This is a genomic window from Streptomyces sp. NBC_00775, from assembly GCF_036347135.1.
Taxonomy (GTDB): Bacteria; Actinomycetota; Actinomycetes; order Streptomycetales; family Streptomycetaceae; genus Streptomyces; species Streptomyces lutosisoli.
This window is the reverse complement of record NZ_CP108938.1, coordinates 7,556,177-7,581,763: the sequence shown is the minus strand read 5'-3', so window position 1 is coordinate 7,581,763 and position 25,587 is coordinate 7,556,177. Positions and strand designations below refer to the sequence as shown.

The 25,587-nt window shown below is 70.9% G+C and carries 23 protein-coding genes; 15 read left to right on the top strand and 8 right to left on the bottom strand.

Translation table 11 applies throughout. The features are described from left to right. The 4 genes from OIC96_RS33710 to OIC96_RS33695 all read left to right on the top strand — a co-directional run bounded on the left by OIC96_RS33710 (nucleotide 1) and on the right by OIC96_RS33695 (nucleotide 4,689). Complete coding sequence (locus tag OIC96_RS33710) at nucleotides 1-1,284, top strand: energy-coupling factor transporter transmembrane component T (RefSeq protein ID WP_330304238.1); 1,284 nt, start codon at nucleotides 1-3, stop codon at nucleotides 1,282-1,284. Beyond that, nucleotides 1,281-3,017, top strand: coding sequence for an ABC transporter ATP-binding protein (locus OIC96_RS33705; protein ID WP_330304239.1), 1,737 nt, complete (start codon nucleotides 1,281-1,283; stop codon nucleotides 3,015-3,017). Before OIC96_RS33710 ends, OIC96_RS33705 begins: the two co-directional genes overlap by 4 nt. Further along, a complete protein-coding gene (locus OIC96_RS33700; protein ID WP_406501538.1) occupies nucleotides 3,014-3,889 on the top strand; it encodes an ECF transporter S component in 876 nt (291 codons plus the stop codon). The genes OIC96_RS33705 and OIC96_RS33700 overlap by 4 nt, the downstream gene beginning before the upstream one ends. A 380-nt stretch (nucleotides 3,890-4,269) precedes the next feature. Beyond that, nucleotides 4,270-4,689 carry a transglycosylase SLT domain-containing protein gene (locus tag OIC96_RS33695; RefSeq protein ID WP_330304240.1) on the top strand — a complete coding sequence of 140 codons (420 nt, stop codon included), beginning with the start codon at nucleotides 4,270-4,272 and terminating at the stop codon, nucleotides 4,687-4,689. Between the two features lie 96 nt (nucleotides 4,690-4,785). Here the strand turns inward: OIC96_RS33695 and OIC96_RS33690 are convergent, their stop codons facing one another. Then, nucleotides 4,786-6,045, bottom strand: coding sequence for an alpha/beta hydrolase family protein (locus OIC96_RS33690; protein WP_330304241.1), 1,260 nt, complete (start codon nucleotides 6,043-6,045; stop codon nucleotides 4,786-4,788). A 103-nt stretch (nucleotides 6,046-6,148) separates the two neighbouring features. Between OIC96_RS33690 and OIC96_RS33685 the strand changes: the two genes are divergently transcribed. Together OIC96_RS33685 and OIC96_RS33680 are read left to right on the top strand one after the other, a co-directional pair. Next, nucleotides 6,149-6,841: a YoaK family protein gene (locus tag OIC96_RS33685; protein ID WP_330304242.1), complete on the top strand. Its 693-nt coding sequence runs from the start codon at nucleotides 6,149-6,151 to the stop codon at nucleotides 6,839-6,841. 422 nt (nucleotides 6,842-7,263) lie between these two features. Further along, entirely contained in the window at nucleotides 7,264-7,683 is a 420-nt protein-coding gene (locus tag OIC96_RS33680) for a transglycosylase SLT domain-containing protein (RefSeq protein ID WP_330304243.1), read from the top strand. A 172-nt stretch (nucleotides 7,684-7,855) separates the two neighbouring features. Here OIC96_RS33680 and OIC96_RS33675 read toward each other — a convergent pair whose 3' ends face one another. Next, nucleotides 7,856-8,284, bottom strand: a complete 429-nt coding sequence (locus OIC96_RS33675; protein ID WP_330304244.1) for an ATP-binding protein — start codon at nucleotides 8,282-8,284, stop codon at nucleotides 7,856-7,858. 92 nt (nucleotides 8,285-8,376) lie between these two features. Between OIC96_RS33675 and OIC96_RS33670 the strand changes: the two genes are divergently transcribed. Continuing rightward, nucleotides 8,377-9,225: a helix-turn-helix domain-containing protein gene (locus OIC96_RS33670; RefSeq protein WP_330304245.1), complete on the top strand. Its 849-nt coding sequence runs from the start codon at nucleotides 8,377-8,379 to the stop codon at nucleotides 9,223-9,225. Then, entirely contained in the window at nucleotides 9,185-9,394 is a 210-nt protein-coding gene (locus OIC96_RS33665) for a DUF397 domain-containing protein (protein WP_330304246.1), read from the top strand. Before OIC96_RS33670 ends, OIC96_RS33665 begins: the two co-directional genes overlap by 41 nt. Here OIC96_RS33665 and OIC96_RS33660 read toward each other — a convergent pair. Beyond that, a complete protein-coding gene (locus tag OIC96_RS33660) occupies nucleotides 9,378-10,547 on the bottom strand; it encodes a steroid 3-ketoacyl-CoA thiolase (RefSeq protein ID WP_330304247.1) in 1,170 nt (389 codons plus the stop codon). The genes OIC96_RS33665 and OIC96_RS33660 overlap by 17 nt on opposite strands. 286 nt (nucleotides 10,548-10,833) lie before the next feature. Here OIC96_RS33660 and OIC96_RS33655 point away from each other — a divergent pair, with 286 nt between their 5' ends. Both OIC96_RS33655 and OIC96_RS33650 read left to right on the top strand, forming a co-directional pair. Next, nucleotides 10,834-12,078: a cytochrome P450 gene (locus OIC96_RS33655; protein ID WP_330304248.1), complete on the top strand. Its 1,245-nt coding sequence runs from the start codon at nucleotides 10,834-10,836 to the stop codon at nucleotides 12,076-12,078. A 195-nt stretch (nucleotides 12,079-12,273) separates the two neighbouring features. Continuing rightward, nucleotides 12,274-13,926, top strand: a complete 1,653-nt coding sequence (locus OIC96_RS33650) for a hypothetical protein (RefSeq protein ID WP_330304249.1) — start codon at nucleotides 12,274-12,276, stop codon at nucleotides 13,924-13,926. Here the strand turns inward: OIC96_RS33650 and OIC96_RS33645 are convergent. Next, nucleotides 13,880-15,940 (bottom strand): bifunctional glycosyltransferase 87/phosphatase PAP2 family protein, encoded by a 2,061-nt coding sequence (locus tag OIC96_RS33645; protein WP_330304250.1) that lies wholly within the window; start codon nucleotides 15,938-15,940, stop codon nucleotides 13,880-13,882. The genes OIC96_RS33650 and OIC96_RS33645 overlap by 47 nt on opposite strands. Before the next feature lie 339 nt (nucleotides 15,941-16,279). On the opposite strand from OIC96_RS33645, the gene OIC96_RS33640 reads away from it, so the two are divergent. Together OIC96_RS33640 and OIC96_RS33635 are read left to right on the top strand one after the other, a co-directional pair. Next, entirely contained in the window at nucleotides 16,280-17,425 is a 1,146-nt protein-coding gene (locus OIC96_RS33640) for a DUF2330 domain-containing protein (protein WP_330304251.1), read from the top strand. A 107-nt stretch (nucleotides 17,426-17,532) separates the two neighbouring features. Further along, the gene (locus OIC96_RS33635) at nucleotides 17,533-18,204 is read left to right on the top strand and encodes an O-methyltransferase (protein WP_330304252.1); all 672 of its coding nucleotides are present in this window, start codon (nucleotides 17,533-17,535) and stop codon (nucleotides 18,202-18,204) included. Between the two features lie 17 nt (nucleotides 18,205-18,221). Here OIC96_RS33635 and OIC96_RS33630 read toward each other — a convergent pair whose 3' ends face one another. Continuing rightward, nucleotides 18,222-18,620 (bottom strand): hypothetical protein, encoded by a 399-nt coding sequence (locus tag OIC96_RS33630; RefSeq protein WP_330304253.1) that lies wholly within the window; start codon nucleotides 18,618-18,620, stop codon nucleotides 18,222-18,224. Between the two features lie 120 nt (nucleotides 18,621-18,740). Here OIC96_RS33630 and OIC96_RS33625 point away from each other — a divergent pair, with 120 nt between their 5' ends. Continuing rightward, nucleotides 18,741-19,145 (top strand): J-domain-containing protein, encoded by a 405-nt coding sequence (locus OIC96_RS33625; protein WP_330304254.1) that lies wholly within the window; start codon nucleotides 18,741-18,743, stop codon nucleotides 19,143-19,145. 101 nt (nucleotides 19,146-19,246) lie between these two features. After that, on the top strand, nucleotides 19,247-19,762 hold the full coding sequence (locus tag OIC96_RS33620; RefSeq protein WP_330304255.1) for a GNAT family N-acetyltransferase: 516 nt from the start codon (nucleotides 19,247-19,249) through the stop codon (nucleotides 19,760-19,762). A 17-nt stretch (nucleotides 19,763-19,779) separates the two neighbouring features. Here the strand turns inward: OIC96_RS33620 and OIC96_RS33615 are convergent, their stop codons facing one another. Next, on the bottom strand, nucleotides 19,780-21,735 hold the full coding sequence (locus OIC96_RS33615) for an MDR family MFS transporter (protein WP_406502255.1): 1,956 nt from the start codon (nucleotides 21,733-21,735) through the stop codon (nucleotides 19,780-19,782). A gap of 332 nt (nucleotides 21,736-22,067) precedes the next feature. On the opposite strand from OIC96_RS33615, the gene OIC96_RS33610 reads away from it, so the two are divergent. Further along, complete coding sequence (locus tag OIC96_RS33610) at nucleotides 22,068-23,009, top strand: peptidoglycan-binding domain-containing protein (RefSeq protein ID WP_330304257.1); 942 nt, start codon at nucleotides 22,068-22,070, stop codon at nucleotides 23,007-23,009. A gap of 486 nt (nucleotides 23,010-23,495) precedes the next feature. Here OIC96_RS33610 and OIC96_RS33605 read toward each other — a convergent pair whose 3' ends face one another. After that, nucleotides 23,496-24,164, bottom strand: coding sequence for an HAD-IA family hydrolase (locus OIC96_RS33605; protein ID WP_330304258.1), 669 nt, complete (start codon nucleotides 24,162-24,164; stop codon nucleotides 23,496-23,498). Between the two features lie 468 nt (nucleotides 24,165-24,632). Next, on the bottom strand, nucleotides 24,633-25,214 hold the full coding sequence (locus OIC96_RS33600) for a TMEM165/GDT1 family protein (RefSeq protein WP_330304259.1): 582 nt from the start codon (nucleotides 25,212-25,214) through the stop codon (nucleotides 24,633-24,635). Nucleotides 25,215-25,587 lie beyond the last annotated feature (373 nt).

Below are 25,587 nucleotides of genomic sequence, written 5' to 3'. Positions count from 1 at the left end.
ATGACACCGCCCGACCCCGACCGCCCAGCCCTCACGCCGACGCCGCCGGATCCGGCCGCTGCTGCTGCCTCTGTGGGCAATCGTCCCGCAGGGCGGGACGGGTGGGCACAGCCACCAGCGCCGGGTGCCGTCCCAGCCCAACGCCCGCCACACCGTCGTACCCGCACGCCGGAGGCAAACCGCGCCAACTCCCTCCACCCCGGCGCCTGGTGGATCTGGGCCCTGGGCCTGGGAACCGCCGCCTCCCGCACCACGAACCCCCTCCTCCTGGCCCTCCTCATCGGCGTAGCCGGCTACGTGGTGGCCGCCCGCCGGACCACCGCCCCCTGGGCCCACTCCTACACCGCGTTCGTGAAACTCGGCGTCACCGTCCTGGCCATCCGCCTGGCCTTCGCCGTCTTCCTCGGCTCCCCCATCCCCGGCACCCACGTCATCGTCACGCTCCCCGAAGCCCCCCTCCCCCACTGGGCCCAAGGCATCCGCATCGGCGGCCGCGTCACCGCCGAAGGCCTCGTCTTCGCCCTGTACGACGGCCTGAAACTGGCCACGCTCCTGATCTGCGTAGGCGCGGCGAACGCCCTCGCCAACCCGGCCCGTCTGCTGAAGTCACTCCCCGGCGCGCTGTACGAGGCAGGCGTGGCGGTGGTCGTCGCGCTGACCTTCGCCCCGAACCTGATCGCGGACGTCCAGCGCCTACGTGCCGCACGGCGCCTGCGCGGCCGCCCGGACAAGGGCCTGCGCGGCCTGCTGCACGTCGGACTCCCGGTCCTGGAGGGCGCGTTGGAGCGCTCGGTCGCCCTCGCGGCGGCGATGGACGCGCGCGGCTACGGCCGCACGGCCGAGGTCGCGCCCACCGTCCGCCGCACCACCGCCGTACTGACGCTGGGCGGCCTGCTCGGCGTCTGCGCGGGTACGTACGGACTGCTGACCGCGGAGGGCGGCACCTATGGCCTGCCCGTGCTGCTGGCCGGGCTGGCCGCGGCGCTCGGCGGCCTGTGGCTCGGCGGCCGGCGCTCGCTGCGGACGCGGTACCGCCCGGACGCGTGGGGCGCGCGGGCCTGGCTGGTGGCGGGCTCGGGCGTGGCGGTGGCGGCGCTGATGGTGGCCGCCGCCTCGTACGACCCCGTCGCGCTGCGCCCCGGCGTCGTCCCGCTCGTGGCCCCCGCCCTCCCGCTCTGGCCCGCGGCGGCGATCCTCCTCGGCCTCCTCCCCGCCTTCGCAGCCCCGGCGCCGCAGCGACCCCGGACCCCCGCGCGCCCCTCATCTCCCAAGGAGCCCTCATGATCCGCTTCGAGGATGTCTCCGTGACGTACGACGGAGCGGCCGAACCCACCGTCCAGGGCGTGGACTTCGAGGTCCCGGAGGGTGAACTGGTCCTCCTGGTCGGCCCGTCGGGCGTCGGCAAGTCGACCGTCCTCGGCGCGGTGAGCGGACTCGTCCCGCACTTCACCGGCGGCACACTCCGCGGCCGGGTCACGGTCGCCGGACGCGACACCCGCACCCACAAGCCGCGCGAACTCGCCGACGTGGTGGGCACGGTGGGCCAGGACCCGCTGTCCCACTTCGTGACGGACACGGTGGAGGACGAACTCGCGTACGGCATGGAGTCGTTGGGCCTCGCGCCGGACGTGATGCGCCGCCGTGTGGAGGAAACCCTGGACCTGCTGGGCCTGGCGGATCTCCGCGACCGCCCGATCGCGACCCTGTCGGGCGGCCAGCAGCAGCGCGTGGCCATCGGCTCGGTACTGACCCCGCATCCCAAGGTCCTGGTCCTCGACGAGCCCACGTCGGCCCTGGACCCGGCCGCCGCGGAGGAGGTCCTCGCCATCCTCCAGCGCCTCGTCCACGACCTCGGCACCACCGTCCTCATGGCCGAGCACCGCCTGGAACGCGTCATCCAGTACGCCGACCAGGTCGCCCTCCTGCCTTCCCCGGGAGCCGCGCCGACCCTTGGCACCCCGTCCGAGATCATGTCCGTCTCCCCGGTGTACCCCCCGGTGGTCGGCCTGGGCCGCCTGGCCGGCTGGTCCCCCCTCCCGCTCACGGTGCGCGACGCACGGCGAAGGGCGGGGCCGCTGCGGGACCGGTTGGCCGAGGCAGCACGGGAAGCCCCCGCCCCTCCGACCCCTCCTTCTCTCCCCGAACCCTCGTCACCCCCGTCACCCCCAGCACTCCCATCACCCCTCGTACTCTCACGCCCCGCCTCCCCCCTCGCCCGCCTCCTCCGCAGGCGCACCCCCGACACCACCTCCCAGGCACCCCCACCCCGCGTGGCCGAGGTCACCTCCCTCGCCGTCCGGCGCGGCCCGGTCGAGGCGCTCCGCCGGGTCGACCTCACCGTCGCCCCCGGCGAGACGATCGCGCTGATGGGCCGGAACGGAGCCGGAAAGTCCACCCTGCTCGGCGCCCTGGTCGGGCTGGTCGAACCCGCCGCCGGATCGGTACGGGTCGGCGGCGCCGTACCGCACCGGACGGCGCCCCCGGAACTCGTACGACGCGTGGGCCTCGTACCGCAGGAACCACGGGATCTGCTGTACGCGGACACGGTGGCCGCCGAGTGCGCGGCGGCCGACCGGGATGCCGGGGCGGCGGCCGGGACCTGCCGGGCGCTGGTGTCCGAGCTGCTGCCCGGGATCGGGGACGGGACACACCCCCGGGACCTGTCGGAGGGGCAGCGGCTGGCGCTCGCGCTGGCCGTCGTCCTGACGGCCCGCCCCCCGCTGCTGCTCCTCGACGAACCGACCCGCGGCCTCGACTACGCGGCGAAGGCCCGGCTGGTCACCGTCCTGCGCGACCTGGCCGCCGGGGGTCACGCCATCGTCCTGGCCACCCACGACGTGGAACTCGCCGCCGAGCTCGCCCACCGTGTCGTGATCCTCGCGGACGGTGAGGTCGTCGCCGACGGGCCGACCGCCGAGGTGGTCGTCGCGTCCCCGTCCTTCGCCCCGCAGGTCACGAAGGTGCTGGCCCCGCAGCCGTGGCTGACCGTCACGCAGGTCGGGGAGGCGCTCTCATGAGGACCCCCGAAGTCCCCACCCGTAGAGAAGCTCCCATAGAAGCCCCCACCCCTATATCCGCCCAGCCTCAGGCACGAGCCGTGCGCCTCGGCCCCCGCTCCATCGCCGCCCTCGCCCTGGTCAGCGCCACCGGTGTCGCCGGGTTCGCCTGGCCGCTCATCGCGGGACCGGGCTCCCAGGTCAGCGCCCACGCCCAGGACGCCCCCTGGCTCTTCGCGGGGCTCCTGGTCCTGCTGGTCGGGGTCGTCGCCGCGACGATCTCCGAGTCGGGGCTCGGGCCGAAGGCGGTCGCCATGCTCGGCGTGCTGGCCGCGACCGGGGCGGCCCTCCGCCCGATCGGGGCCGGGACCGCGGGTATCGAGCCGATGTTCTTCCTGATGGTGCTGAGCGGGCGGGTGCTGGGGCCGGGGTTCGGGTTCGTGCTCGGTTCGATCACCATGTTCGCGTCGGCGCTGCTCACCGGCGGGGTCGGGCCGTGGCTGCCGTTCCAGATGCTGTCCATGGGCTGGTTCACGATGGGCGCCGGGCTGCTGCCGGGCCCGGACCGGCTGCGGGGGCGCGCGGAGCTGGCGATGCTCGCGGCGTACGGCTTCGTCGCCGCCTTCGCCTACGGCACCGTCATGAACCTGGCCGGCTGGCCCTTCATGGACGCGCTGGCCTCGAACGTCGCCTTCGACCCGCACGCCACCGTCCCCGCCAACCTGACCCGTTTCCTCGCGTACTGCCTGGCCACCTCGCTCGGCTGGGACCTGGGCCGGGCGGTCGTGACCGTCGTCCTGACCCTCACGCTCGGCGGAACCCTCCTCAAGGCGCTGCGCCGGGCCACGCGCCGGGCGGCTTTCGAGGCCCCGGTCACCTTCGACCCCAGGTGATGTGCGGCCCGGGTCACACTCCTCGGTGACGCCGTGTGGGACGGTCGCGCACCGTCCGTCAGTCGCGGGGTGAAGCACCCCACAGGACCTAGGTCACATACGAAGCGGGGTAGTACGACATAACGGACGCCATGTACGCATCAATTGAGCCCCTGACCTGCGGTTTGAGAGCCAGATCACACACGGGACTTTCTTCACGGATGCGACCACCACTAGTAAAAGGGGTGATTGCGGACAGGCCCCCAGCGGTGTTTCTCTGGAGCAGTCGCCAGGCGCCACGAGCCCACCCGGGCCGCGGCGCCAACGTATGCCCCACACACCACGCACCCCGTGGTTCGGACATACCGCGACCACCTTGCCCCCGAAGAAAAAGGTTCTCCGTGTCCGTCTCTTTCATCCGCCGCGCCGTCGCTTCCCCGAAGAAGGTCCTCACCGGTGCCGCCGTGGCCGCTGCCACCGCCGGTATGGTCCTGGCCGCGGCCCCCGCCCAGGCCGCCACCACGACCACGGGCTCCTCCGCCCAGTCGATCGCGCACCAGATGATCCCGGACGCCGCGCAGTTCAACGCCTTCAGCAAGATCGTCGAGCACGAGAGCGGCTGGAACATCAGCGCCACGAACGCCTCCTCCGGCGCCTACGGCCTGGTCCAGGCCCTGCCCGGCTCCAAGATGGCGTCCGCCGGCGCCGACTGGAAGACCAACCCCAAGACCCAGATCAAGTGGGGCCTGGACTACATGAACTCCCGCTACGGCAGCCCGGCCGCCGCCTGGAACTTCTGGCAGGCCAACGGCTGGTACTGACCGGCCCACAGCACGCGGCAAGGCGTGCTCCACAGCTTCCGCGAAGGCGGCGGCCCCTGATCCCCGGGGCCGCCGCCTTCGCCGTGCCCGCTGCCCCTATCGGCTGACGGCGTCGAACCACCGCACCACCTGCGGCGCCGACACCTGGAACGACCCGAAGTGGTCCACGTCCCCCTGATTGACCACCGTCACCGGCGCCCCCTCCCCGGCCAGCTGCCGCGCACAGCTGCTCGCGTTCCCGATCGGTACGTCGGTGTCGGCCGCCCCCGCGTACAGCCGCACCGGCATCTCGGGCTTCCAGTCGCAGGTGTGATCGGCCGCACGCATGGCGTCCAGCAGACCGCCGCCGGGATGCCGCAGCCGCTCGTAGAAGGAGGGCGTGAGCAGTTCCTTCAGGGTCGGCGGCAGCGCCGAGAGGATGTCCTCCTCTACGTGTGTCCCGTCGTACAGCCCCTCGACCCGGCTCGCGTACGGGGCACGGAAGGCCTCGGCCTGGTCCTTGTAGATGGGGTGCAGCCTGTTCTGCGCGACCAGCCAGTAAGAGATGTAGAGGACACTGCTCGCGTCATTGACCCGGCCGTCGAAGAGCGCCGGGATCTCCTGGCCCTCCAGGTCGTAAGGACCGCTGACCGGAGCGAGCGCCCGGAGCCGGAAATGACGGTCGGCGCCCTCCTGGAGCGCCCGCCCGAGCGCCATCGCGACCTGCCCGCCCTGCGAGAACCCCGTCGCGTACACGTCACCGGTGAGCGGCCTGCCCAGCCGCCCGGCGGCGGTCCGCGCCGCGCGCAGCATGTCGACCGAGGCGGTCACGGAGGAGCGGGTGTCCATGTACGGGTGGCTGCCGGGCCCCTTTCCGAGCCCCAGGTAGTCGGGCGCGGCCACGGCACGACCGGCGGAGGCGTTCATGTACGACGGAATCCGGCCGAAGTCCTCCTCGGCCGAGGGCGCGTAATCGCGGTTGACCATCGTGCCGTGCGTGTCGGAGACGAGATCGAGGCGGTGCTCGCCCCCGGCGGGGAGGGTGAGCAGACCGGTGGCGGTGGTCGGCTTCCCGTACGGGTCGACGGTCCGGTAGGTCAGCCGGTACGACCGCACGCCGTACCGGACGACGTCCGTGGCCATGTCCCGCTCAGCGAGGAACGCCTTGACCTGCCCGGCGTCGTGGTCGGCCACGGGGGTGACGGAGACCAGCTCACCGCGGAGGGCCGGTGTCCGCGCCCGCTCCCCGGCAGAGGCGACCGGCGCCACCGCGACCCCCGCGAGTCCGGCGAGCAGCAGCGCCGCCGCCCCGGCGAGTCCCCGCCGCGCACGCCAACTGGTCCGTGTTTCATGTGCTTTGCGCGTCTCATCTCTCATGTCTGCGACGCTACGGACGCCCACTTCGCCCGGACATCCGAGAGTCCCCCGGCCCCATGGTGGACTTGGGTCCACCCCGCCCATCCCGCTGACCGGAGGCCCCATGACCACCGAGACGGAGAAGCCGTCGTACGACCCCGAGGCGCGCGGACTGCGCCTGGTGGCCGTGCTGTTGGGACTGACCGTGGTCAGCGGCCTGATCGACGCGGTGAGCTATCTGGGCCTCGGCCACGTCTTCACCGCGAACATGACCGGCAACGTGGTCGTCCTGGGCTTCGCCGCCGCCGGCGCACCGGGCTTCTCGGTCCCCCACACCCTGACCTCCCTGTGCTGCTTCCTGCTGGGCGCGGTGGCCGGGGGCCGCGTGGCGGTACACCTGGGCACCGGCTCCCGTCGGATCTGGGCGCGGGTCACCCTCGCGACGGAGGCGCTCCTGGTGGGCATCTCGGCGGCGGTCGCCTTCGCGGCGCCGGGCGACACCGCGACGACGTACACACTCATCGCGTTGACGGCCTTCGCGATGGGCCTGCGCAACGCCACCGTCCGCAAGCTGGGCATCCCCGACCTGACGACCACCGTCCTGACGATGACCCTGACCGGCCTCGCCTCCGACTCCCGCCTCGCGGGCGGCGGCGCCCACCCCCGCTCCCCCCGCCGCACGGCCTCCGTGTTCGCGATGCTCGCGGGCGCCTTGCTCGGCGCGTGGCTGGTGATCCACCACGGGCTGGGCATCCCGCTGCTGATCGCGGCGGCGGTGACGGGGGTGCTGGCGGTGGTGGCGTCGGGGCGGGAGTGACCAAGGGACCGAACGACACCTACTCAGCGAACGCCAGGCGCGCCGTGAGCGATGGGCGTCACATATCCCGATAGCTCCGCGTGGGCGGTCGCGCACCGTCCGTCAGTCGCGGGGTGAAGCACCCCACAGGACCTAGGTCACATACGAAGCGGGCTAGTAGGACATAACGGACGCCATGTACGCATCAATTGAGCCCCTGACCTGCGGTTTGAGAGCCAGATCACACGGGGGACTTTCTCCACGGATGCGACCACCACTAGTAAAAGGGGTGATTGCGGACAGACCCCCAGCGGTGTTTCTCTGGAGCAGTCGCCAGGCGCCACGAGCCCACCCGGGCCGCGGCGCCAACGTATGCCCCCCGCCCCGCACCGCGAGGCACCGGCACACATACGACTCCTTGTCCCCGAAGAAACAGGTTCTCCGTGTCCGTCTCCTTCATCCGCCGCGCCGTCGCCTCCCCGAAGAAGGCCCTCGCTACCGCCGCCGTGGCCGCTGCCACCACCGGCATGGTGCTGACCGCGGCTCCGGCCCAGGCCGCCACCACCAGCACGGCCTCCTCCGCCCAGTCGATCGCGCACCAGATGATCCCGGACGCCGCGCAGTTCAACGCCTTCAGCAAGATCGTCGAGCACGAGAGCGGCTGGAACATCAGCGCCACGAACGCCTCCTCCGGCGCCTACGGCCTGGTCCAGGCCCTGCCCGGCTCGAAGATGGCGTCCGCCGGCGCCGACTGGAAGACCAACCCCAAGACCCAGATCAAGTGGGGCCTGGACTACATGAACTCCCGCTACGGCAGCCCGACCGGCGCCTGGAGCTTCTGGCAGGCCAACGGCTGGTACTGAGCAGCCTGAGCACCACCCCGCTCACCGAGCACCACCCCGCTCACGCCAAGGCGGCGGCCCCCCAACCCCGGGGCCGCCGCCTTCGCCGTACCCGCTGTCGCCGCTGTCGCCGCTATCGCCGCTATCGGCTGACGGCTTCGAACCACCCCGCACAGCACGAGGGGCGGACCGTTCAGCCCTCGCCACCGCTCCGGCACTCGAACCACACCGTCTTGCCACCCCCCGGCGCCGACGCCACACCCCACTTGTCGACGACCGCGTCCAGCAGCACGAGCCCGCGCCCGCCCTCCGACTCCGGGGACAAATCGAAGGGTTCGGCGGGGAGTTGCCGAGAGCCATCCGTGACCTCTACCCGCACCCCCGCCTCCTGCCGCAGCACCAGCAACTCACAACGCCGGTCCGGTACATGGCGTACGACGTTGGCGACCAGCTCGGTCACGGCCAGCTCCACGGCGTCGGTCAGCTCCACCAACTCCCACTCGTCCAGCAGCGACCGGACGATACGGCGGATGTGCCGCGCCGAGTGCTCACCGACGGTGAGGCGCATGGCGTACTGGGCGGGGCGGGGGCCCAGGAGGGTGGGGGGAAAGTATTCGTTCACGGTACGAGGCTGACCTCGCGCGACTACTCTGGGCTACGGTTCGGATACAACAGGTCCCGCAGTGGGCCGAGTTGCGCGAGAAGGGGCCGTACGTGACCCACATCAACGTCCTCGACCCGGGAGCCTCACCGCTCGACTACTACGGGTTCGAGCTGCGCCGGTACCGGGAAGCCGCCGGGCTGACGCAGAAGCAGCTCGGCGACATCGTCAACTACACGGGTTCGCTGGTCGGGCAGATCGAGACGGCCAGGAAGCTGCCGACGCCGGAGTTCAGTGAGCGGGTGGATGTGGCGCTGGATACGGGCGGGTTGCTGTACCGGCTCGTCGACCTGGTGATGCGTAGTCAACTTCCGGCCTGGTTCCAACAGGTGGCGGAGTTGGAGGCGCGGGCCACGGAGATCTGCACCTTCCAGTTGCACATGGTCCATGGCCTCCTCCAGACCGAGGCGTATGTGCGTGCCGTACTCGGTGCGCTGGACCAGACGAACCTCGACGACCGCACCGCCGTACGACTGGCCCGTCAGCGCATCTTCGAGAAGGAGGTGCCGCCGGTCCTGTGGGCGGTCATCAGCGAGGCCGCCCTCTATCAGGAGATCGGCGGCCCGGAGACCATGCGGGGGCAACTGGCCCACCTGTTGTCGTTCGAGAGCAATCCCCGGATCAACATCCAGGTGCTGCCGTTCTCGGCCGGAGCACACGCGGGGCTCCAAGGCTCATTCAACCTCTATCGCTTCGCGAGCGACCCGGACATCGTCTACACCGAGGGCTACGGCAGCGGGCATCCGACCGCCAACCCGGACACCGTCAAGGACTGTTCGCTCCGTTACGATCATCTTCAGGCCGCCGCACTTTCCCTCAAGGACTCGGCGGAGCTGATCCGGCGCGCAATGGAGGAACGCTATGGCGAACACCGCGATTCCGACGGGGATCCAGTGGCGTAAGTCCAGCTACAGCGGCGACCAGGGCGGCGACTGCGTCGAGATCGCCGAAACCCCCTGCACCACCATCGCCATCCGAGACTCCAAAAACCCGGCGGGGCCCACCCTCACCCTGGACCCCGCCACCTTCACCACCTTCGTCAACTGGACGGCGACTACAACCGCTGAATGATCGTGCCGGTGGCCAACCCGCCCCCCGCACACATCGTGATCAGCGCGAACTCCTTGTCCCGGCGCTCCAGTTCATGCAGCGCGGTCGTGATCAGCCGCGCCCCCGTCGCCCCCACCGGATGCCCGAGCGCGATCGCACCGCCGTTCACGTTCACCTTCTCCAGGTCCTGCTCGAAGACCTGCGCCCAGCTCAACACCACTGAAGCGAACGCCTCGTTGATCTCGACGAGGTCGATGTCCTTCAGGGACATCCCGGCCTTGCCCAGAACCGCCCGCGTCGCGTCGAGCGGCCCGTCGAGGTGGAAGTGCGGGTCGGAGCCGACCAGCGCCTGGGCGACGATCCGCGCGCGCGGCCGGAGCTTCAGCGCTCGTGCCATCCGCTTGGACGCCCACAGGATGGCCGACGCACCGTCCGAGATCTGCGACGAGTTGCCCGCCGTGTGGATGGCGGTCGGCATCACCGGCTTCAGCCTCGCCAGCGCCTCCATGGTCGTGTCGCGGAGCCCCTCGTCGCGGTCGACGAGGCGCCACATGCCCTGCCCCGCCCGCTGCTCCTCCTCCGTCGTGGGCACCTGGACGGCGAAGGTCTCCCTCTTGAACCGCTCCTCGGACCAGGCGATGGCGGCGCGTTCCTGGGAGATGAGGCCGAGGGAGTCGACGTTCTCGCGCGTCAGGCCCCGATGGCGGGCGATCCGCTCCGCCGCCTCGAACTGATTGGGGAGGTCCACGTTCCACTCATCCGGGAACGGCTTCCCGGGCCCGTGCTTGGACCCCGAGCCCAGCGGCACCCGGGACATCGCCTCGATGCCGCAGCTGATGCCGACGTCGATGACGCCCGCCGCGACCATGTTGGCGACCATGTGCGAGGCCTGCTGCGAGGAGCCGCACTGGCAGTCGACCGTCGTGGCCGCCGTCTCGTAGGGCAGGCCCATGGTCAGCCATGCCGTGCGCGCGGGGTTCATGGACTGTTCGCCGGCGTGGGTCACCGTGCCGCCGACGATCTGCTCGACGCAGTCGGCGTGGATGCCGGTGCGGCCGAGGAGTTCACGGTAGGTCTCGCCCAGGAGGTAGGCGGGGTGGAGGTTGGCGAGCGCGCCGCCGCGCTTGCCGATGGGGGTGCGTACGGCTTCGACGATCACGGGTTCCGCGGCCATGGGGGCTAGTCCTCTCCTCAGGCCTGTCCTGCGGCCAGGCCCTGCTGACCCGCGCAGCGCGGGGCGTCCCGGCCCACCCACCGCGCAGAACTAGTACGCGTTCTAGTTCTGAGTGCAGTCTGCTGACAGCGTGTCCACAACCGCAAGGGTCTTGCAGGCTCCGAAGTTGCGATCTGCACGAATCCCGCACGCAATTCGAGGCGCCGTGCCCCTTGCCACTTGTAGAACCCGTTACTACCTTCACGACACAAATTCCTGATGGACCGTCAGACGGCAGGAGTTGCCGATGCCCTGTCCAGCGCTGCCCGACGGGTTCGATTTCACCGACCCCGATGTGCTGCACCACCGCGTGCCCCTCCCGGAGTTCGCCGAGCTGCGCCGGGTCGAACCCGTCCACTGGATCCCGCAACAGCCCGGCATCGCCGGCTTCGAGGACGACGGCTACTGGGCCGTCACCCGACACGCGGACGTCAAGTACGTCTCCACGCACCCCGAGCTCTTCTCCTCGTTCCTCAACACCGCCGTCATCCGCTTCAACGAGCACATCCAGCGCGAACAGATAGAAGTGCAGCGGCTGATCATGCTCAACATGGACCCGCCCGAGCACACCCGGGTCCGCCAGATCGTGCAGCGCGGCTTCACCCCGCGTGCCATCCGCTCCCTGGAGGCCGCCCTGCGTGCCCGCGCGGGCACGATCGTCGAGAGCGCGCTCGCGGGCGCGGGCCCGGACGGCGCCTTCGACTTCGTCACCCAGGTCGCCTGCGAACTGCCCCTCCAGGCCATCGCCGAGCTCATCGGCGTCCCGCAGGACGACCGGGCCAAGATCTTCGACTGGTCCAACAAGATGGTGTCGTACGACGATCCGGAGTACGCGATCACCGAGGAGGTCGGCGCCGAGTCGGCCACCGAGCTCATCTCGTACGCGATGAACATGGCCGCCGACCGCAAGCAGTGCCCCGCCAAGGACATCGTCAGCACGCTGGTGGCGGCCGAGGACGAAGGGAACCTGGCCTCCGACGAGTTCGGCTTCTTCGTGCTGCTGCTGGCCGTCGCGGGCAACGAGACGACCCGCAACGCCATCACGCACGGCATGCACGCCTTCCTCACCCACCCCGAGGCGTGGGACCTCTACAAGAGGGAGCGCCCGAAGACCACCGCCGAGGAGATCGTCCGCTGGGCGACCCCCGTCGTCTCCTTCCAGCGCACCGCGACCCAGGACACCGAACTGGGCGGGCAGCAGATCAAGAAGGGCGACCGCGTCGGCATCTTCTACTCCTCCGCCAACAACGACCCCGAGGTATTCGAGCGCCCCGAGGTCTTCGACATCACCCGCGACCCCAACCCGCACCTCGGCTTCGGCGGCGGAGGCCCGCACTTCTGCCTCGGCAAGTCCCTGGCCACCCTGGAGATCGACCTCATCTTCAACGCGATAGCCGACGCGATGCCGAACCTCCGACTCGCCGGCGACCCGCGCCGCCTGCGCTCCGCCTGGCTGAACGGCGTCAAGGAGCTTCAGGTCAACGCCAGTTGAGGTACTCGGGCCGACGGCCTCCCGGAATCCGTCGGCCCGTCTCGCGGGAGGCAGGGGCATCCCCCCTACGCCCTGCTCCTGCCTCCCCCGTGACGAGCTTCTTCACCGCCGATGAACGTCTCCACTCCGTTTCACGTCTTCACTCGTGGCACAGCAAACCCACACCTTCGAAGACTTCGAACGGAAACGCGCGCCGTGGTCCACGCCGAACTGGCCGATCTGCACCCCGTCCGGCAGGATCCCGCGGACGAGCCCCGGAACGGCCGCTTCCGCCGTCTCCACCCCGTCCGCACGTTCTGGCACCGCCACCGCCTCCCGCTGCTCGCCACCCTGCCCACGCTTCCGCTGTACGCGGTGTGGTGGGCGTTCCTCGCCACCGGCGGCGGCGATCTCGCGGCCCAGGAGGCCTGGGCCGGGTTCGCGTCGCGGAACGGCGGATCGGCGTACAACCTGTTCTGGTACGGCGGGATGCACACCGCCAACTACAGCCTGATCTCGCCGTATCTGATGGCTGCGCTCGGTGTGCGCACGGTGACGGTGGTCTCCGGGCTCGCCGCCACCTGGCTGGCCGCCGTGCTGATCGGGCGCACGGGCATACGACGGCCGGTGGGCCCGGCCCTGCTCGCCGCGCTCGCGCTGTGGTGCGACGTCGCGTCGGGGCGGACGACCTTCGCGCTCGGCGTCGCCCTCGGACTCGCCGCCTGTGTACCGCTGGTGCGCGAGCGGCGCGTGCTGCTGGCGGTGGCGTACGCGACGCTCGCCACGATGGCGAGCCCGGTGGCCGGGCTGTTCCTGGCCGTGGTGGGCGCCGCGTATCTCGCCGTACGGGACGGGGTGCGGGCCTGCGCCCTGATGGTGCCGCCGGGTGTCGTGGTCGGGGCGACGACGCTGCTGTTCCCGTTCACCGGCGAGCAGTTGATGCCGTGCGCCCGGATCTGGCCGCCCGTGCTGCTCGGGCTGACCGTGGCCGTACTGGCCCCGCGGGGCTGGCGGGTGGCCCGGTGGAGCGGTGCCGTCTACGCGGCCGGAACCGTCCTGACGTATCTGATCCCCTCGCCGGTCGGGACGAACGTCGAGCGGTTCGCGGAGCTGTTCGCGCCGGCCGTGCTGCTCGCGGTGCTGCTGGGCGCCCCCCGGCTCAGGAGGGTGCGGCGCAGCGCGCTGATCGTGGCGCTGGTGTTCTCGCTCGCCTGGGTCGGCAAGAAGACCGTCGACGATCTTGAGGTATCGACGGTCGTGCCGGCCTGGGCCGCCGACACACACGGCGTGGTCGGAGCCCTTGAGGCGCTCGGCGCCGGCCGCGGCCGGGTCGAGGTGGTCCCGGCCCGCAACCACCGCGAAGCCGCCGTGCTCGCCCCGCATGTGAACCTGGCGCGCGGCTGGAACCGCCAGATGGACATGGAGCGCGGCTGGCTCTTCTACGACGGCACCTTCTCTGAGGCGTCCTACCGGGCCTGGCTGGACCGCTGGGCGGTCGGCTATGTCGTCCTGCCGTCGGGCAGGCCGGACGGCTACGCGGAGGCCGAGGCGCGTCTGGTGAAGACCCGGCCGGCGTGGCTGGAGCCGGTGTGGAACGACGCGCACTGGCGGGTGTTCCGGGTGCACGCGGCGGTGCCGCTGGTGTCGGCGCCCGCCTCCGTCGTGCGGACCACGAGCGCCGAGATCGATGTGCGGATGCCGGCGCCCGGCTCGGTGACCGTGCGGGTCGCGTACTCGCCGTGGCTGCGCGCCGAGGGCGGCTGCCTGGAGAAGGCCGGTGAGTTCACGCGGCTGACGGTGAGCGAGCCGGGGGCGTACCGGATCAGCTCGGAGTACGACCCGCCGCCGGGACCGGCTCCTTCGTGCTGACCGTGCCGTCCTCCACGGGTTTCACCGACGTCCGGGGCCGGGGGCCCTGGAGCAGATGGGTCAGGCCGAAGCCCGCGCTCACGACCACCGCGCCGCCCACCGCGTCCAGCACCCAGTGGTTGCCGGTCGCCACGATCGCGGAGACCGTGAAGAGCGGGTGCAGCAGGCCGAGTGCCTTCATCCACCACTTGGGCGCCAGGATCGCGATGACGAGCCCGCACCACAGGGACCAGCCGAAGTGCAGCGAGGGCATCGCCGCGTACTGATTCGTCAGCGCGGTCAGCGTGCCGTAGTCCGGCTTGGAGAAGTCCTGCACGCCGTGCACGGTGTCGATGACGCCGAGGCCCGGCAGCAGCCGCGGCGGGGCGAGCGGGTAGAGCCAGAAGCCGACGAGCGCGAACAGGGTGGCGAAGCCGAGCGCCGAGCGCGCCCAGCGGTAGTCGCCGGGGCGGCGGGCGTACAGCACACCGAGGACGGTGAGCGGGACGACGAAGTGGAACGACTCGTAGTAGAAGTCGAAGAAGTCCCGCAGGAAGCCGACCTTCACCACCGCATGGTTGGCCCAGTGCTCGATGTCGATGTGCAGGAACCGCTCGATGGCGAGTATCTGCTCGCCGTGGTGCTCGGCGGTGGCCCGGCCGCCCGCGTTGGTGCCGCCCGTCGCCGCGAGCCTGACCTGCTGGTAGGCGGAGTAGCCGACGCGGATCAGGAGCAGTTCGAGCAGCAGGTTCGGGCGGCTGTGGACACGGCCGAGGAACGGGAGCAGCGGCACCCGCTTGAAGCGGGTCGGCACCGGCTTGGCGTAGTCGGTGGGGATCGGCGTCTGGTAGTACTCCGAGGTACGGGACAGGAACGGCACGATCGTGGCGGCGGCGAGCGCGGCCAGCAGCACCACGTTGTCGCGCAGCGGATAGAGCGACGCCATGTTCGGCAGCATCATCTTCGCGGGCAGCGTCATGACGAGGATGACGGCGACGGGCCACATGGAGCGGTCCGAGGTCTTCTTGCCGACCCGGCCGACCATCGCGAGCAGCACCCACAGCAGTTGGTGCTGCCAGGTCGTGGGCGAGACGGCGACGGCGACACAGCCGGTGACCGCCACGGCGAGCAGCAGCTGACCGTCCCGCGCGTAGCGCACGGCGCGGCGCAGGCCGACGTAGGCGACGGCCGCGCCGAGGGCCAGGAACAGGCCGATCTCCAGCGGGCCGGTGAGGCCGAACCGCAGCAGCGCGCCGTGCAGGGACTGGTTGGCGAGGTCGTCGGCGTCCTTGCCGAGGCCGACGCCCGCCAGGTGGTGCACCCAGTACGTGCTGGAGTCGTGCGGCATCGCGGCCCAGGCGAGCGCGGTGAGCGCGGCGAAGGTGATCCCGGTGGACTCGGCGGCGCGGCGCCGCCCGGTGAACCAGAGCAGCGGTGCGAAGAGCAGCACGGTCGGCTGCAGCGCCGCCGCGAGGCCGATCAGGGCGCCGCTGGCGCGCTCCCCGCGCACGGCGAAGCAGCCGAGCAGGACGAGCAGCACGGGGATGATGCTGGTCTGGCCGAGATAGAGGGCGTTGCGCACCGGCAGCGACAGCATCAGCAGGCTTATGGCGACCGGTGCCGCGAGCAGCGACGTACGCCGGCTCACGGGCTGCGGCAGGGCGCGCGCGGCGACCATGCCGAGCGCGACGACCAGCAGCAGCGTGCCGAAGGTCCAGCCCCAGCCGAGGACCTGTTCGGCCGCCCGGGTGAGCGGCTTGAGGACGAGTCCGCCGAACGGGGTACCGGTGAACCGCGTCGAGTCGTACAGCGAGCCCTTCACATGCAGCACGCCGTTCGTTCCGACCCAGGTTTCCAGGTCCGTCAGCCGCTCCCCCTCGGGGGTGCTGAGGACGACGGCGACCTGCCGCACCGCCAGGATGGCGGCGATCGCCCACAGCCCGATACGGACGGCTCGCAGCCGTTCTCTCGCCGTGTCGGCAGCCCCCGCCCCGAAAGGATCGCCCGTTCGTCCGCCGTGCTCCACGTTCGCCACGCCTCGTCGGCCTCCCGCCCCGTTCGTCCCGAAGTTCCCGTGCGTTTCCCGTGCGTCCGATCGCTGTCCCGACCCTATGAGGCTCGCACTGCCCCCGGAGAGAGACGCGGGCAACCCCCTCTTTACCTGATGTCCTCCCACCTTTTGTCCGGATGACGATAGTGCGCGAACGGTTCGGCTCCCCCCTTGCTCCGCGACACAGGCCACAGATGGATCACCGACAGACCCGCGAAAGTGGACGCCCAGGCCGGGAACCGTAGCCTCCGCTGTGCCGTCTGAGACCCTGTCCGACGGCACGGCGGAAGGCTGCGAGGAATGGTTCGGGGGATGGTTCGGGGGATGTCCGGCAGGATGCGGACGGGCCGGTCACAGGCGGCACGAGGGCGGCTGCTGGTCGTCGTACTGGCGCTGCTGGGGTTCCAGCTGGGCTCCCTGGTGGCACCGGCCTACGCCTGCGGGTGCGGCGCGATGGTGCCGGACGGCAATCGGCATGTCACGGTGAGCCGCGAGATGTCCGCCGTCCGCTGGGACGGCCGCCAGGAGCAGATCGTGATGAGCCTGACGGTCTCCGGGGACGCCCACAAGGCGGCGTGGATCATGCCGGTCCCGCACCGGGCGACGGTGAAGCTGGGCGACAGCGCGCTCTTCGACCAGCTCGGCGAGGCGACCGCGCCCGAGTACCGCACCCGCCACTACTTCTGGCCGGACAACGGCGACTGGCCCTTCGCCGACGACGACACGAGCGGGGACGCCGCCCCACGGGCCGCCGGGACGGCACCCTCCGTGGGCGTCGTCGGCCGCGAGCGCCTCGGCCCCTTCGACGTCGCCCGCCTCACCGCCACCGACTCCGACGCCCTCGGCAAGTGGCTCGCCGACAACGGCTTCGCGCTCCCCGACCGCCTCAGCCAGGCGCTGCGCCCGTACGTCAGCCAGGGCTGGGAGTACGTGGCGGTCCGGCTGGCCCCGGAAGACACGGACACCCCGCTCGGCGGCACCCTCGACCCGCTCCACCTCACCTTCGCCAGCGACGAGCTGATCTACCCGATGCGGCTCTCGCGTCTGGCCGCCACCCCGCAGTCGCTGGGCCTGTACGTCCTCGCCGCGCACCGCATGGAACCGGCGACGGCGATCGGCGGGGACCGCCCGGTGGTCTCGTACGCGGGCCGCGTCAGCACGGCCTCGGGCCCGCTGTCCGAGCTCGCGGCCGACGGCACGGACTTCCTCACCGCCCTCGACCAGGAGTTCCCGGAGCCGTCGGCCATCTCGGGCGACCACGTACTGCGGCGCACGGCGACGGACACGACGTACCGTCAAGTCATCTACGAGGACCGGCTGCTGACGGTCGGCGGGATCCCGGCGTGGCTGCTGACGGTGACCGCCGTGGTGCTGGCGGCGGCCGTGACCCTGGCGATGGGCGTACGGGCCCGCAGGCGCCGCCCGGTGCCGCCGCCCCCGCCGGTGCGGGTGCCGCCGCCGATCGGCTGACGCCGAGGGTGAACACCCGGAAACCCGCTGACAACCGCCGGCGCCCGGGACTAGATTCACGGGGGACTAGTTAGCGCATCTAACTAGGCATACGAAAGGCATGGTGCATGAGCGAGTCGCAGCTGTGGAACGACGTCGACGACTACTTCACCTCCCTCCTCACCCCCGCCGACGACGCCCTGGCCGCCGCGCTGCGCGACAGCGACGCGGCCGGGCTGCCGCACATCAACGTCGCCCCGAACCAGGGCAAGCTGCTCCAGCTCCTCGCCGAGATCCAGGGCGCCCGCCGCATCCTGGAGATCGGCACGCTCGGCGGCTACAGCACGATCTGGCTGGGCCGCGCCCTCCCGGCCGACGGCCGGCTGATCACCTTCGAGTACGACCCCGCACACGCCGAGGTCGCCCGCGGCAACCTCGCCCGGGCCGGCCTCGACAAGATCTCCGAGGTGCGGGTGGGTCCCGCCCTGGAGTCGCTGCCGAAGCTGGCCGAGGAGAACCCGGAACCGTTCGACTTCGTCTTCATCGACGCGGACAAGGTGAACAACGCGCACTACATCGAGTGGGCCCTCAAGCTCACCCGGCCCGGCAGCGTGATCGTCCTCGACAACGTCGCACGGGAAGGCCGGGTCACCGACGCGGACAGCACCGCCGGGGACGTTCAGGGCACCCGGGCCGCGCTCGAACTGATCGCCGCCCACCCGAAGTTGAGCGGTACGGCGATCCAGACGGTGGGCAGCAAGGGCTACGACGGCTTCGCGCTGGCACGCGTGCTGGCATAACGCGTCGGGGCCAGGGCCTAGGGGGCTTCGTGATAGAAGCCCACGTTGACGGTGCGCGGTCCGGTGCGGTCCTGGATGACGAGTTCTCCGGAACTGCCCGCGGGGAGCTTGGCCGTCCCGCCGTACGGAAAGGTCTGGGGCGGCTGGCCGGCCAGCGTCAGCCGCACCTCGGCGGAGGGATCGGGGTGCGAGCCGCGCAGCCACGTGACCTGCCAGGAGCCGTCCGGGCCGCACAGGAACTCCAGGTGCACCCGGGACACGAACAGCCAGTCGTCGGGGGTCGCGAGACGGCACACGGCCCGGTCCCGGCCCACCCGAAGCATGGCACCGGGGTCGCTCGGCGCGTCGGCCATCAGCATCCCGGCCGTCGCACCCGCGTCCGCCCCGGACACCGAGGCCATGGTGAGTTCGAGCACGCGTGCTCCTTCTAGGTCGTCCTGGTCCAATTTTCCTTGAGCGGGGCGTGGTTGGCGCACCGCCGCCGCATGATAATTCGACCGATAGCTCCTCCGTGCGACCTCCGGCACAATGGACTCATGACCGAGCGAAAGCCACCCGGTGTCAGCTTCGAGTCCTGGATCGACCGACAGATCCGCGAGGCGCAGGCGCGCGGCGAGTTCGCGGAACTCCCCGGCGCGGGCAAGCCGCTGCCGCACATCACCGACACGTCGTACGACGAACTGTGGTGGATCAAGCAGAAGATGGCCCGCGAGGGACTGTCCGTCCTGCCGCCCACCCTCGCCCTGCGCAAGGAAGCGGAGGACGCCCTGGCGGCGGCCGCCACGGCCCCCTCGGAGCCGGCCGTGCGCCGCATCGTCGAGGACATCAACGCCAAGATCCGCGAAATGATGTTCAAGCCCCCGCCCGGACCTCCGCTGGGCCTCAAGCCCTACGACGTGGAGAAGATCGTGCGGGAGTGGCAGGACCGCCGGGAGGGCTAGCCCCCAGGGACCTCCAGAGACCTCCAGGGACCTCCAGAGACCTCCAGGGATCTTCTAATTCGCTTGCGAGGCGGATACGGCACCTCCCGACAATGACCGTCATGACCCGCACCCCCACGACGGCTTCCTGGACCGTCGCCCCCGAACCCTTCGACTCCCCCGTGGCCGCCGCGCTGTGGCGGGCGTACTACACGGAGGTCAGCGACCGCTGGTATCTGCTGCACGAGGGGCGTACGACGGACCCCGACGAGCTGGAGCGCGAGGTCGCCGCGCAGACGGGGGCCGAGTTCGCGGCGCCCGCCGGGGTGCTGCTGGTCGCGCGGTACGACGGCGAGCCCGGGGGCACGGCGGGCGTGCGCATGCTGGACGCGACGACGGGCGAGCTGTGCCGCGTCTTCGTCCGCGAGGAGCTGCGCGGCAAGGGCGGCGGCCCCGTGCTGCTCGCGGCGGCCGAGGAGGCGGCGCGCGGCATGGGCGCGGAGCGACTGATCCTGGACACCCGCAGCGACCTCGTGGAGGCCCGCACGCTGTACGCCCGGCACGGGTACGCCGAGACCGAGGCGCACAACGACGACATGTACGCCGAGCACTGGTTCAGAAAGGACCTGACCGGCTGATCCTCACGCCTCACGCCTCACACGGGCTTCGTCTGCGGCCCGTGCACCGTCCCGTCGTGCGGGCGTTCCGCGTCGGAGCCGCACATTTCGTTGTTCAGCTCCTCGACCAGCTTGGTCAGGTCGGTCGGGCGGTCCGGACCCCACCAGTCGCCGAGCAGCTCGGTCAGGGACTCCTCACGGGCCATGGCGAGTCTGCCGGCGACCTCGCGGCCCTCGTCGGTCAGGACCAGGTCGAGTCCCTCGCGGAGGGCGAGCCTGCGCTCCTCGAGCTGCCGGGCGGCGGCGAGGATGACGTGCAGCGGTACGGTACTGCGCTCGGCGAGCTCCGCGGGCTCGGCCCACCCGTACTTCTTGATCCGCAGCAGCAGCCAGCTCGCGGCGGGCAGCAGGTCGTAGCCGGCCCGCGCGGTGATCGTCTCGTAGATCTCGCGCTTCCCCTCCCGGGTGCCGAGCAGGGACAGCGCCCGGCACACCTCGTCGTACGACGACCGCTCCACGGGATTGCTGGCGAGCGTCTCCGTGACGTCCGGCGCCGTGACCGACCCGCGCAGCTTGTCCTCGCGCAGGAACCACGCCAGGACGAAACCGACGACGGCGACCGGGGCGGCGTACAGGAACACATCCGTGATGGCCGACGCGTACGCGTGCAGGACGGGCTGCTGCAGCGAGGCCGGCAGCTCGGCGATGCCCTTCGGATCGGCCTTCAGGCTGTCCGGGCTGATGCCCGCGGGAAGCTGCTGCCCGCTGAGCGCGACCGTCAGCTTGTCGCCGAGGCGGCTCGCGAAGACCGTGCCGAAGATGGCGACGCCGAACGAGGCGCCGATGGAGCGGAAGAAGGTCGCACCCGAGGTGGCGACGCCCAGATCCTCGTACGACACCGCGTTCTGCACGATCAGGACCAGCACCTGCATGACCAGGCCGAGGCCCAGACCGAAGACGAAGAAGTACGAACTCATCTCGCCGGTACTGCTGTTCTCGTCGAGCTGGTGGAGCAGCAGCAGTCCGATGGCCGTGACCGCCGTGCCCGCGATGGGGAAAACCTTCCAGCGGCCGGTACGGCTGACGATCTGTCCGGAGACCGTGGAGGAGATCAGCAGGCCGAACACCATCGGCAGCATGTGCACGCCGGACATGGTGGGCGACACACCCTGGACGACCTGGAGGAAGGTCGGCAGATAGGTCATCGCGCCGAACATCGCGAAGCCGACGATGAAGCTGATGACGGCGGAGAGTGTGAAGGTGCGGATGCGGAAGAGTTTGAGCGGGAGGACGGGTTCGGCGGCCCGCTGCTCCACGGCGACGAACGCCACGGCCAGCACCACGCCGAGGACCGCGAGCCCGATGATCTGGGCCGATCCCCAGCCCCAGGTGCTGCCGCCGAGCGAGGCGACCAGGACCAGGCAGGTGGCGACCGCGGCGATGAGGAAGGTGCCGAGGTAGTCGATGACGTGGTGGGCCGACTTCTTGGGGATGTGCAGGACCGCCGCGATCACGACGAGCGCGACCACGCCGACGGGCAGGTTGATGTAGAACACCCAGCGCCAGCTCAGATGCTCGGTGAAGAGCCCGCCGAGCAACGGCCCGAGCACGCTGGTCGCCCCGAACACGGCGCCGAACAGCCCTTGGTACTTCCCCCGCTCTCTCGGCGGAACGATGTCACCGACGATCGCCATCGACAGCACCATGAGCCCGCCGCCGCCGAGCCCTTGCAGCGCCCGGAAGCCGATCAGCTCGCCCATGTTCTGCGACATGCCGCACAGCGCGGACCCGATCAGGAAGATCACGATGGCGGTCTGGAACAGCTTCTTCCGGCCGTACTGGTCGCCGAGCTTGCCCCACAGCGGGGTCGCCGCGGTCGACGCGAGCAGATACGCGGTGACCACCCAGGACAGGTGCTCCAGACCGCCGAGGTCGCTGACGATGGTCGGCAGCGCGGTCGACACGATCGTCTGGTCGAGGGCAGCGAGCAGCATGCCGAGCAGCAGTGCGCCGATCGAGACGAAGACGCTGCCGTGCGTGGTGTCCCGGGCGTCGACGGCGGCCGCGGCGCGACGCCGCTCGGCCGACTTGTTCACCCCGGCCGGCCCGTCCGCGCGGTCCGCGTCCGTGCCGTGCGCGTCCCCGGTCATACGGCCTCCCTGAGCCCCCGAGGTCTCGGTCACCCTCCATCCTGGCCGCTGCGCCCGGTTATGGCCTGTTGAGCCCTCCGGAGTCCTGCGGAGGGCGATATTCCGGGACTCCGGGGAGATTGCGTGAGGGACTTACGGATAACCTCGGGAGTTCTCCAGGGGGGAGGGACCCACGCGTGACTGAACCGAACGGGCATGTCTGCCCCGAGTGCGCGGCACCCCGCGCGCCGGACGGCACCCCGTCCTGCGCCTGCACACAACGGGCGTCCGACGCCTTGCGCGACGCCCGCACGGCGGAGGCCGCCGCGGCGGAGGACTTCGACCCACTGCGGATCCGGCCTTATGTCGAGCTGGGGACGGAGGGGGCGGGACCCGCCGACGACGCGTCCGCGGCCACCATGCGCCTGACCGCGCTGCCGTCAGCGCCGCCATCCGCGCCGCAGGCCGCCGACGTACACCTGTTCCCGGAACAGCCCCCAGAGCCCGGCACGACGGCCGTCCCGGACGAACGGCCCCGCCGCCGGCGGCGTACCGCCGTCCTGGCCGTCGCCGGAGCCGTCGTGACCGTGGTGGCCGCGGCGGGCCTCGCGAGCGGGCTGTTCTCGTACGACACGCCGGCGCACGACGGGGCACTGCCGGAGGACGTACGGGCAAGCGTGCCGGACGCGTCGTCCAAGGCGCCCTCGGTGTCGCCGACGTCGCCCAGCACGACGTCCGCGGCACCACTGCCGGTGGCCCCGGCCCCGTCGCACAGCGCGAGCGCATCGCCGTCGGCATCCGAGTCGAGCACGTCCGCGTCACCGTCCCGGTCGGCCACCCCGACGCCGACAACCACAAGCCCGAGCCCGACCACCACCGCGACAGCCACCCGCGACAGCTCCGACGAACGCCGCGTACAGACCCTACGACGCGGCGACAAGGGCCCCGAGGTCACCGAACTCCAGCTGCGCCTGACCCAGTTGGCGCTCTACACCGGCGCCGACAACGGCAAGTTCGACGACCGGGTCGAGGACGCCGTCAGCCGCTACCAGTGGGCGCGGGGCATTACGGGCGACGAGCAGGGGGTGTACGGCACGGCTACACGCGCGAGCCTGGAGGCGGAGACGACGGAGCCGTGACTGGTGGGGTTGGGGTGCGGTTCGGTGGCGTTGCGGGTCGGGGCCGTGCCGGTACGTCCAGCCCGTCGCCGGTGGGCATTACTGCCTGCTGCCACAGCATGAACTTGCCCATAACCCCGTAAGCGACGGGCTTTGGACGTACCGGCACGGCCCCTTCCGTACGTTGCCGGGTGCGGGTCCGTGGGGCTCCAAAAGATTGCGCAGTTCCCCGCGCCCCTTGGGTGGAGGCGGGTTGTTCGGCTGCGGGTGGGTGGGGGCTGGTCGCGCAGTTCCCCGCGCCCCTAAACAACCGCCGGCCCGCCCCAGGTGCCTTTAAGGGGCGCGGGGAACTGCGCGAGCAACCCCCACCCACCCGCAGCCAACGAACAGGCCGGTCTTTTAGGGGCGCGGGGAACTGCGCAATCTTTTGCACCAGCCCCCACCCACCCGCACCCGACGCACAACCGAACGGGGTCGAAGGGGCGGAGCCCCTGGAGGATGGGAACCTCAGCCGTCGATGCGCAGCAGAATCGTGCCGTCCCCACCGGACTCGACCCGCACCTGCGTAAGGTCCCGCACAAGAACATCCGGCCGATGGAACCCCGCCCGGGGCCCAACCCCGACAACCCTCATCCCGGCAGCCTTCCCCGCCGCGATCCCCGCCCCGGAGTCCTCGAAGACAACACACTCCTCAGGCGCAACACCCAACTCGGCGGCACCCTTGAGGAACCCCTCAGGATCCGGCTCGCTCGCACCCACGGACTCGGCGGTGACCCGCACATCGGGCAGCTCAAGCCCGGCGGCAGCCATCCGCGCACTGGACAGAGCCACATCCGCCGAGGTCACCAACGCGTGCGGCACCCCGGCGAGGGACGCCAGAAACTCCGAGGCACCCGGAATCGCGACGACGCCATCCATGTCGGCGGTCTCCTCGGCGAGCATCCGCGCATTGTCCGCGTGGTTCTGCTCCATGGGCCGGTGCGGCAGCAGCACCGCCATCGAGGCGTATCCCTGCCTGCCGTGGACGACCTTCATGACCTCGCCCCCGTCCAGCCCGTTCCGCTCGGCCCAGCGGCGCCAGCAGCGCTCGACGACGGCGTCCGAGTTGACGAGGGTGCCGTCCATGTCGAGCAGGAGGGCGCGGGCGGTCAGAACGGTGGTGGCCGTCATCGGCATGCTCCAAGACGCGGGAAAGGGGGCCATGGCGTGGCCCCCGGGACAAGGCGGCCCCGCCCGCCGGTCAGGGAGTGCGGGCGGGAGCCACTTTGTTCCCCCACGATACAAAACGAACCCCCCACAGCGCCACCACGCCTGACCTGGCCTTCAACCACCCCGACCACACCGAGCCACCGCCACAACACTCCAGGTCCACCACCCCGACACCACACGGACACCAAAACGAACGCACAGTCGGTACGGCGGCGCACCCGCAGTCGGCGACGCACCGAAGGGGCCGTGTCGGTACGTCCAGCCCGTCGCTTACGGGGTTATGGCCAAGTTCATGCTGTGGCAGCAGGCAGTAATGCCCACCGGCGACGGGCTGGACGTACCGGCGCGGCCCCGCCCCCAACGACGAACCGCACCGCCCCGGACCGCCCCGCACGCCAAGCAACCGCACACCCAGCAACCGCCCCCCACCAGACCTCAGCCCGCCACAGCCTCGTACAGACTCCAAACCCCCAGCCCCAGCATCAGCACCGCCGCCACCTTCGTGATCAACTCCAACGGCACCCTCTTCATCAGAGCCCGACCCCCCACAATGCCCAGCCCAGCCACCGCCCAGAGCGCAAGCACCGCCCCGAGGCCGACGGAGAGCGGATCGTCGTAGCGCGCCGCGAGGTTGGCCGTCATGATCTGGGTGAGGTCGCCGAACTCGGCGATCAGGATGAGCATGAAGCCCGCCCCCGAGACCTTCCAGAAGCTCTGGTTCGCGGGCTTGCGGATCTCCTCCTCGTCCTCCCCCTTCTTCATCAGCAGCACCGCGGCGCCACCGAGGAACAGGACACCGGTCAGCGCGTGCACGATCTGCTGCGGCAGCAGGGTCAGGACACTGCCCGCCGCTACGGCGAGCGCGACATGGAGGGCGAAGGCGGCGGCGACACCGGCGAAGACGTACGAGGCGCGGTAGCGCGTGCCGAGGACGAGGCCGGCGAGCGCGGTCTTGTCCGGCAGCTCGGCAAGGAAGACGACGCCGAAGACGAGCGCCATCACGCTGAAGCTGATCAAAATTCCTCAATCGGTCGGGCTGCCCCACCGAGAGTGCGATAACTGCGCTGCGACACCTCGGCACGGCAGCGCACAGCGGCGCCCGCACCTGGAGGTACGGGCAGGAGCACCCACGCCGAATGACGGCACGGGCGGTGCACTGCTTGCCGAAGGTCTCGCTGGCCGGCCCCTCGAACGAGGCCTGCCTCCGGGCGCCGGCTCAGACGAGCTGAGCAGTATGTCGACGGTCCGGCGAAGAGCTACTCCCCTTCTGCGCCATCCATACTACGTGACCGCTCAACCAACCCCACAGGGCCGAAAGTCCCGTCATCAACCTTGTCATGTCATGAACGCGTCACTAACTTCTTACCGAACGCACACCTTCCCGCAATAC

What these genes read in the sequence shown, in the direction of transcription:
- OIC96_RS33615 (WP_406502255.1), bottom strand. Translation starts at nt 21,735, where the DNA reads ATGCTGCTCGCTGCCCTCGACCAGACGATCGTGTCGACCGCGCTGCCG.
- OIC96_RS33660 (WP_330304247.1), bottom strand. Translation starts at nt 10,547, where the DNA reads ATGGCCGCGGAACCCGTGATCGTCGAAGCCGTACGCACCCCCATCGGC.
- OIC96_RS33700 (WP_406501538.1), top strand. Translation starts at nt 3,014, where the DNA reads ATGAGGACCCCCGAAGTCCCCACCCGTAGAGAAGCTCCCATAGAAGCC.
- OIC96_RS33710 (WP_330304238.1), top strand. Translation starts at nt 1, where the DNA reads ATGACACCGCCCGACCCCGACCGCCCAGCCCTCACGCCGACGCCGCCG.
- OIC96_RS33640 (WP_330304251.1), top strand. Translation starts at nt 16,280, where the DNA reads ATGTCCGGCAGGATGCGGACGGGCCGGTCACAGGCGGCACGAGGGCGG.
- OIC96_RS33690 (WP_330304241.1), bottom strand. Translation starts at nt 6,045, where the DNA reads ATGAGAGATGAGACGCGCAAAGCACATGAAACACGGACCAGTTGGCGT.
- OIC96_RS33635 (WP_330304252.1), top strand. Translation starts at nt 17,533, where the DNA reads ATGAGCGAGTCGCAGCTGTGGAACGACGTCGACGACTACTTCACCTCC.
- OIC96_RS33705 (WP_330304239.1), top strand. Translation starts at nt 1,281, where the DNA reads ATGATCCGCTTCGAGGATGTCTCCGTGACGTACGACGGAGCGGCCGAA.
- OIC96_RS33625 (WP_330304254.1), top strand. Translation starts at nt 18,741, where the DNA reads ATGACCGAGCGAAAGCCACCCGGTGTCAGCTTCGAGTCCTGGATCGAC.
- OIC96_RS33655 (WP_330304248.1), top strand. Translation starts at nt 10,834, where the DNA reads ATGCCCTGTCCAGCGCTGCCCGACGGGTTCGATTTCACCGACCCCGAT.
- OIC96_RS33605 (WP_330304258.1), bottom strand. Translation starts at nt 24,164, where the DNA reads ATGCCGATGACGGCCACCACCGTTCTGACCGCCCGCGCCCTCCTGCTC.
- OIC96_RS33685 (WP_330304242.1), top strand. Translation starts at nt 6,149, where the DNA reads ATGACCACCGAGACGGAGAAGCCGTCGTACGACCCCGAGGCGCGCGGA.
- OIC96_RS33620 (WP_330304255.1), top strand. Translation starts at nt 19,247, where the DNA reads ATGACCCGCACCCCCACGACGGCTTCCTGGACCGTCGCCCCCGAACCC.
- OIC96_RS33665 (WP_330304246.1), top strand. Translation starts at nt 9,185, where the DNA reads ATGGCGAACACCGCGATTCCGACGGGGATCCAGTGGCGTAAGTCCAGC.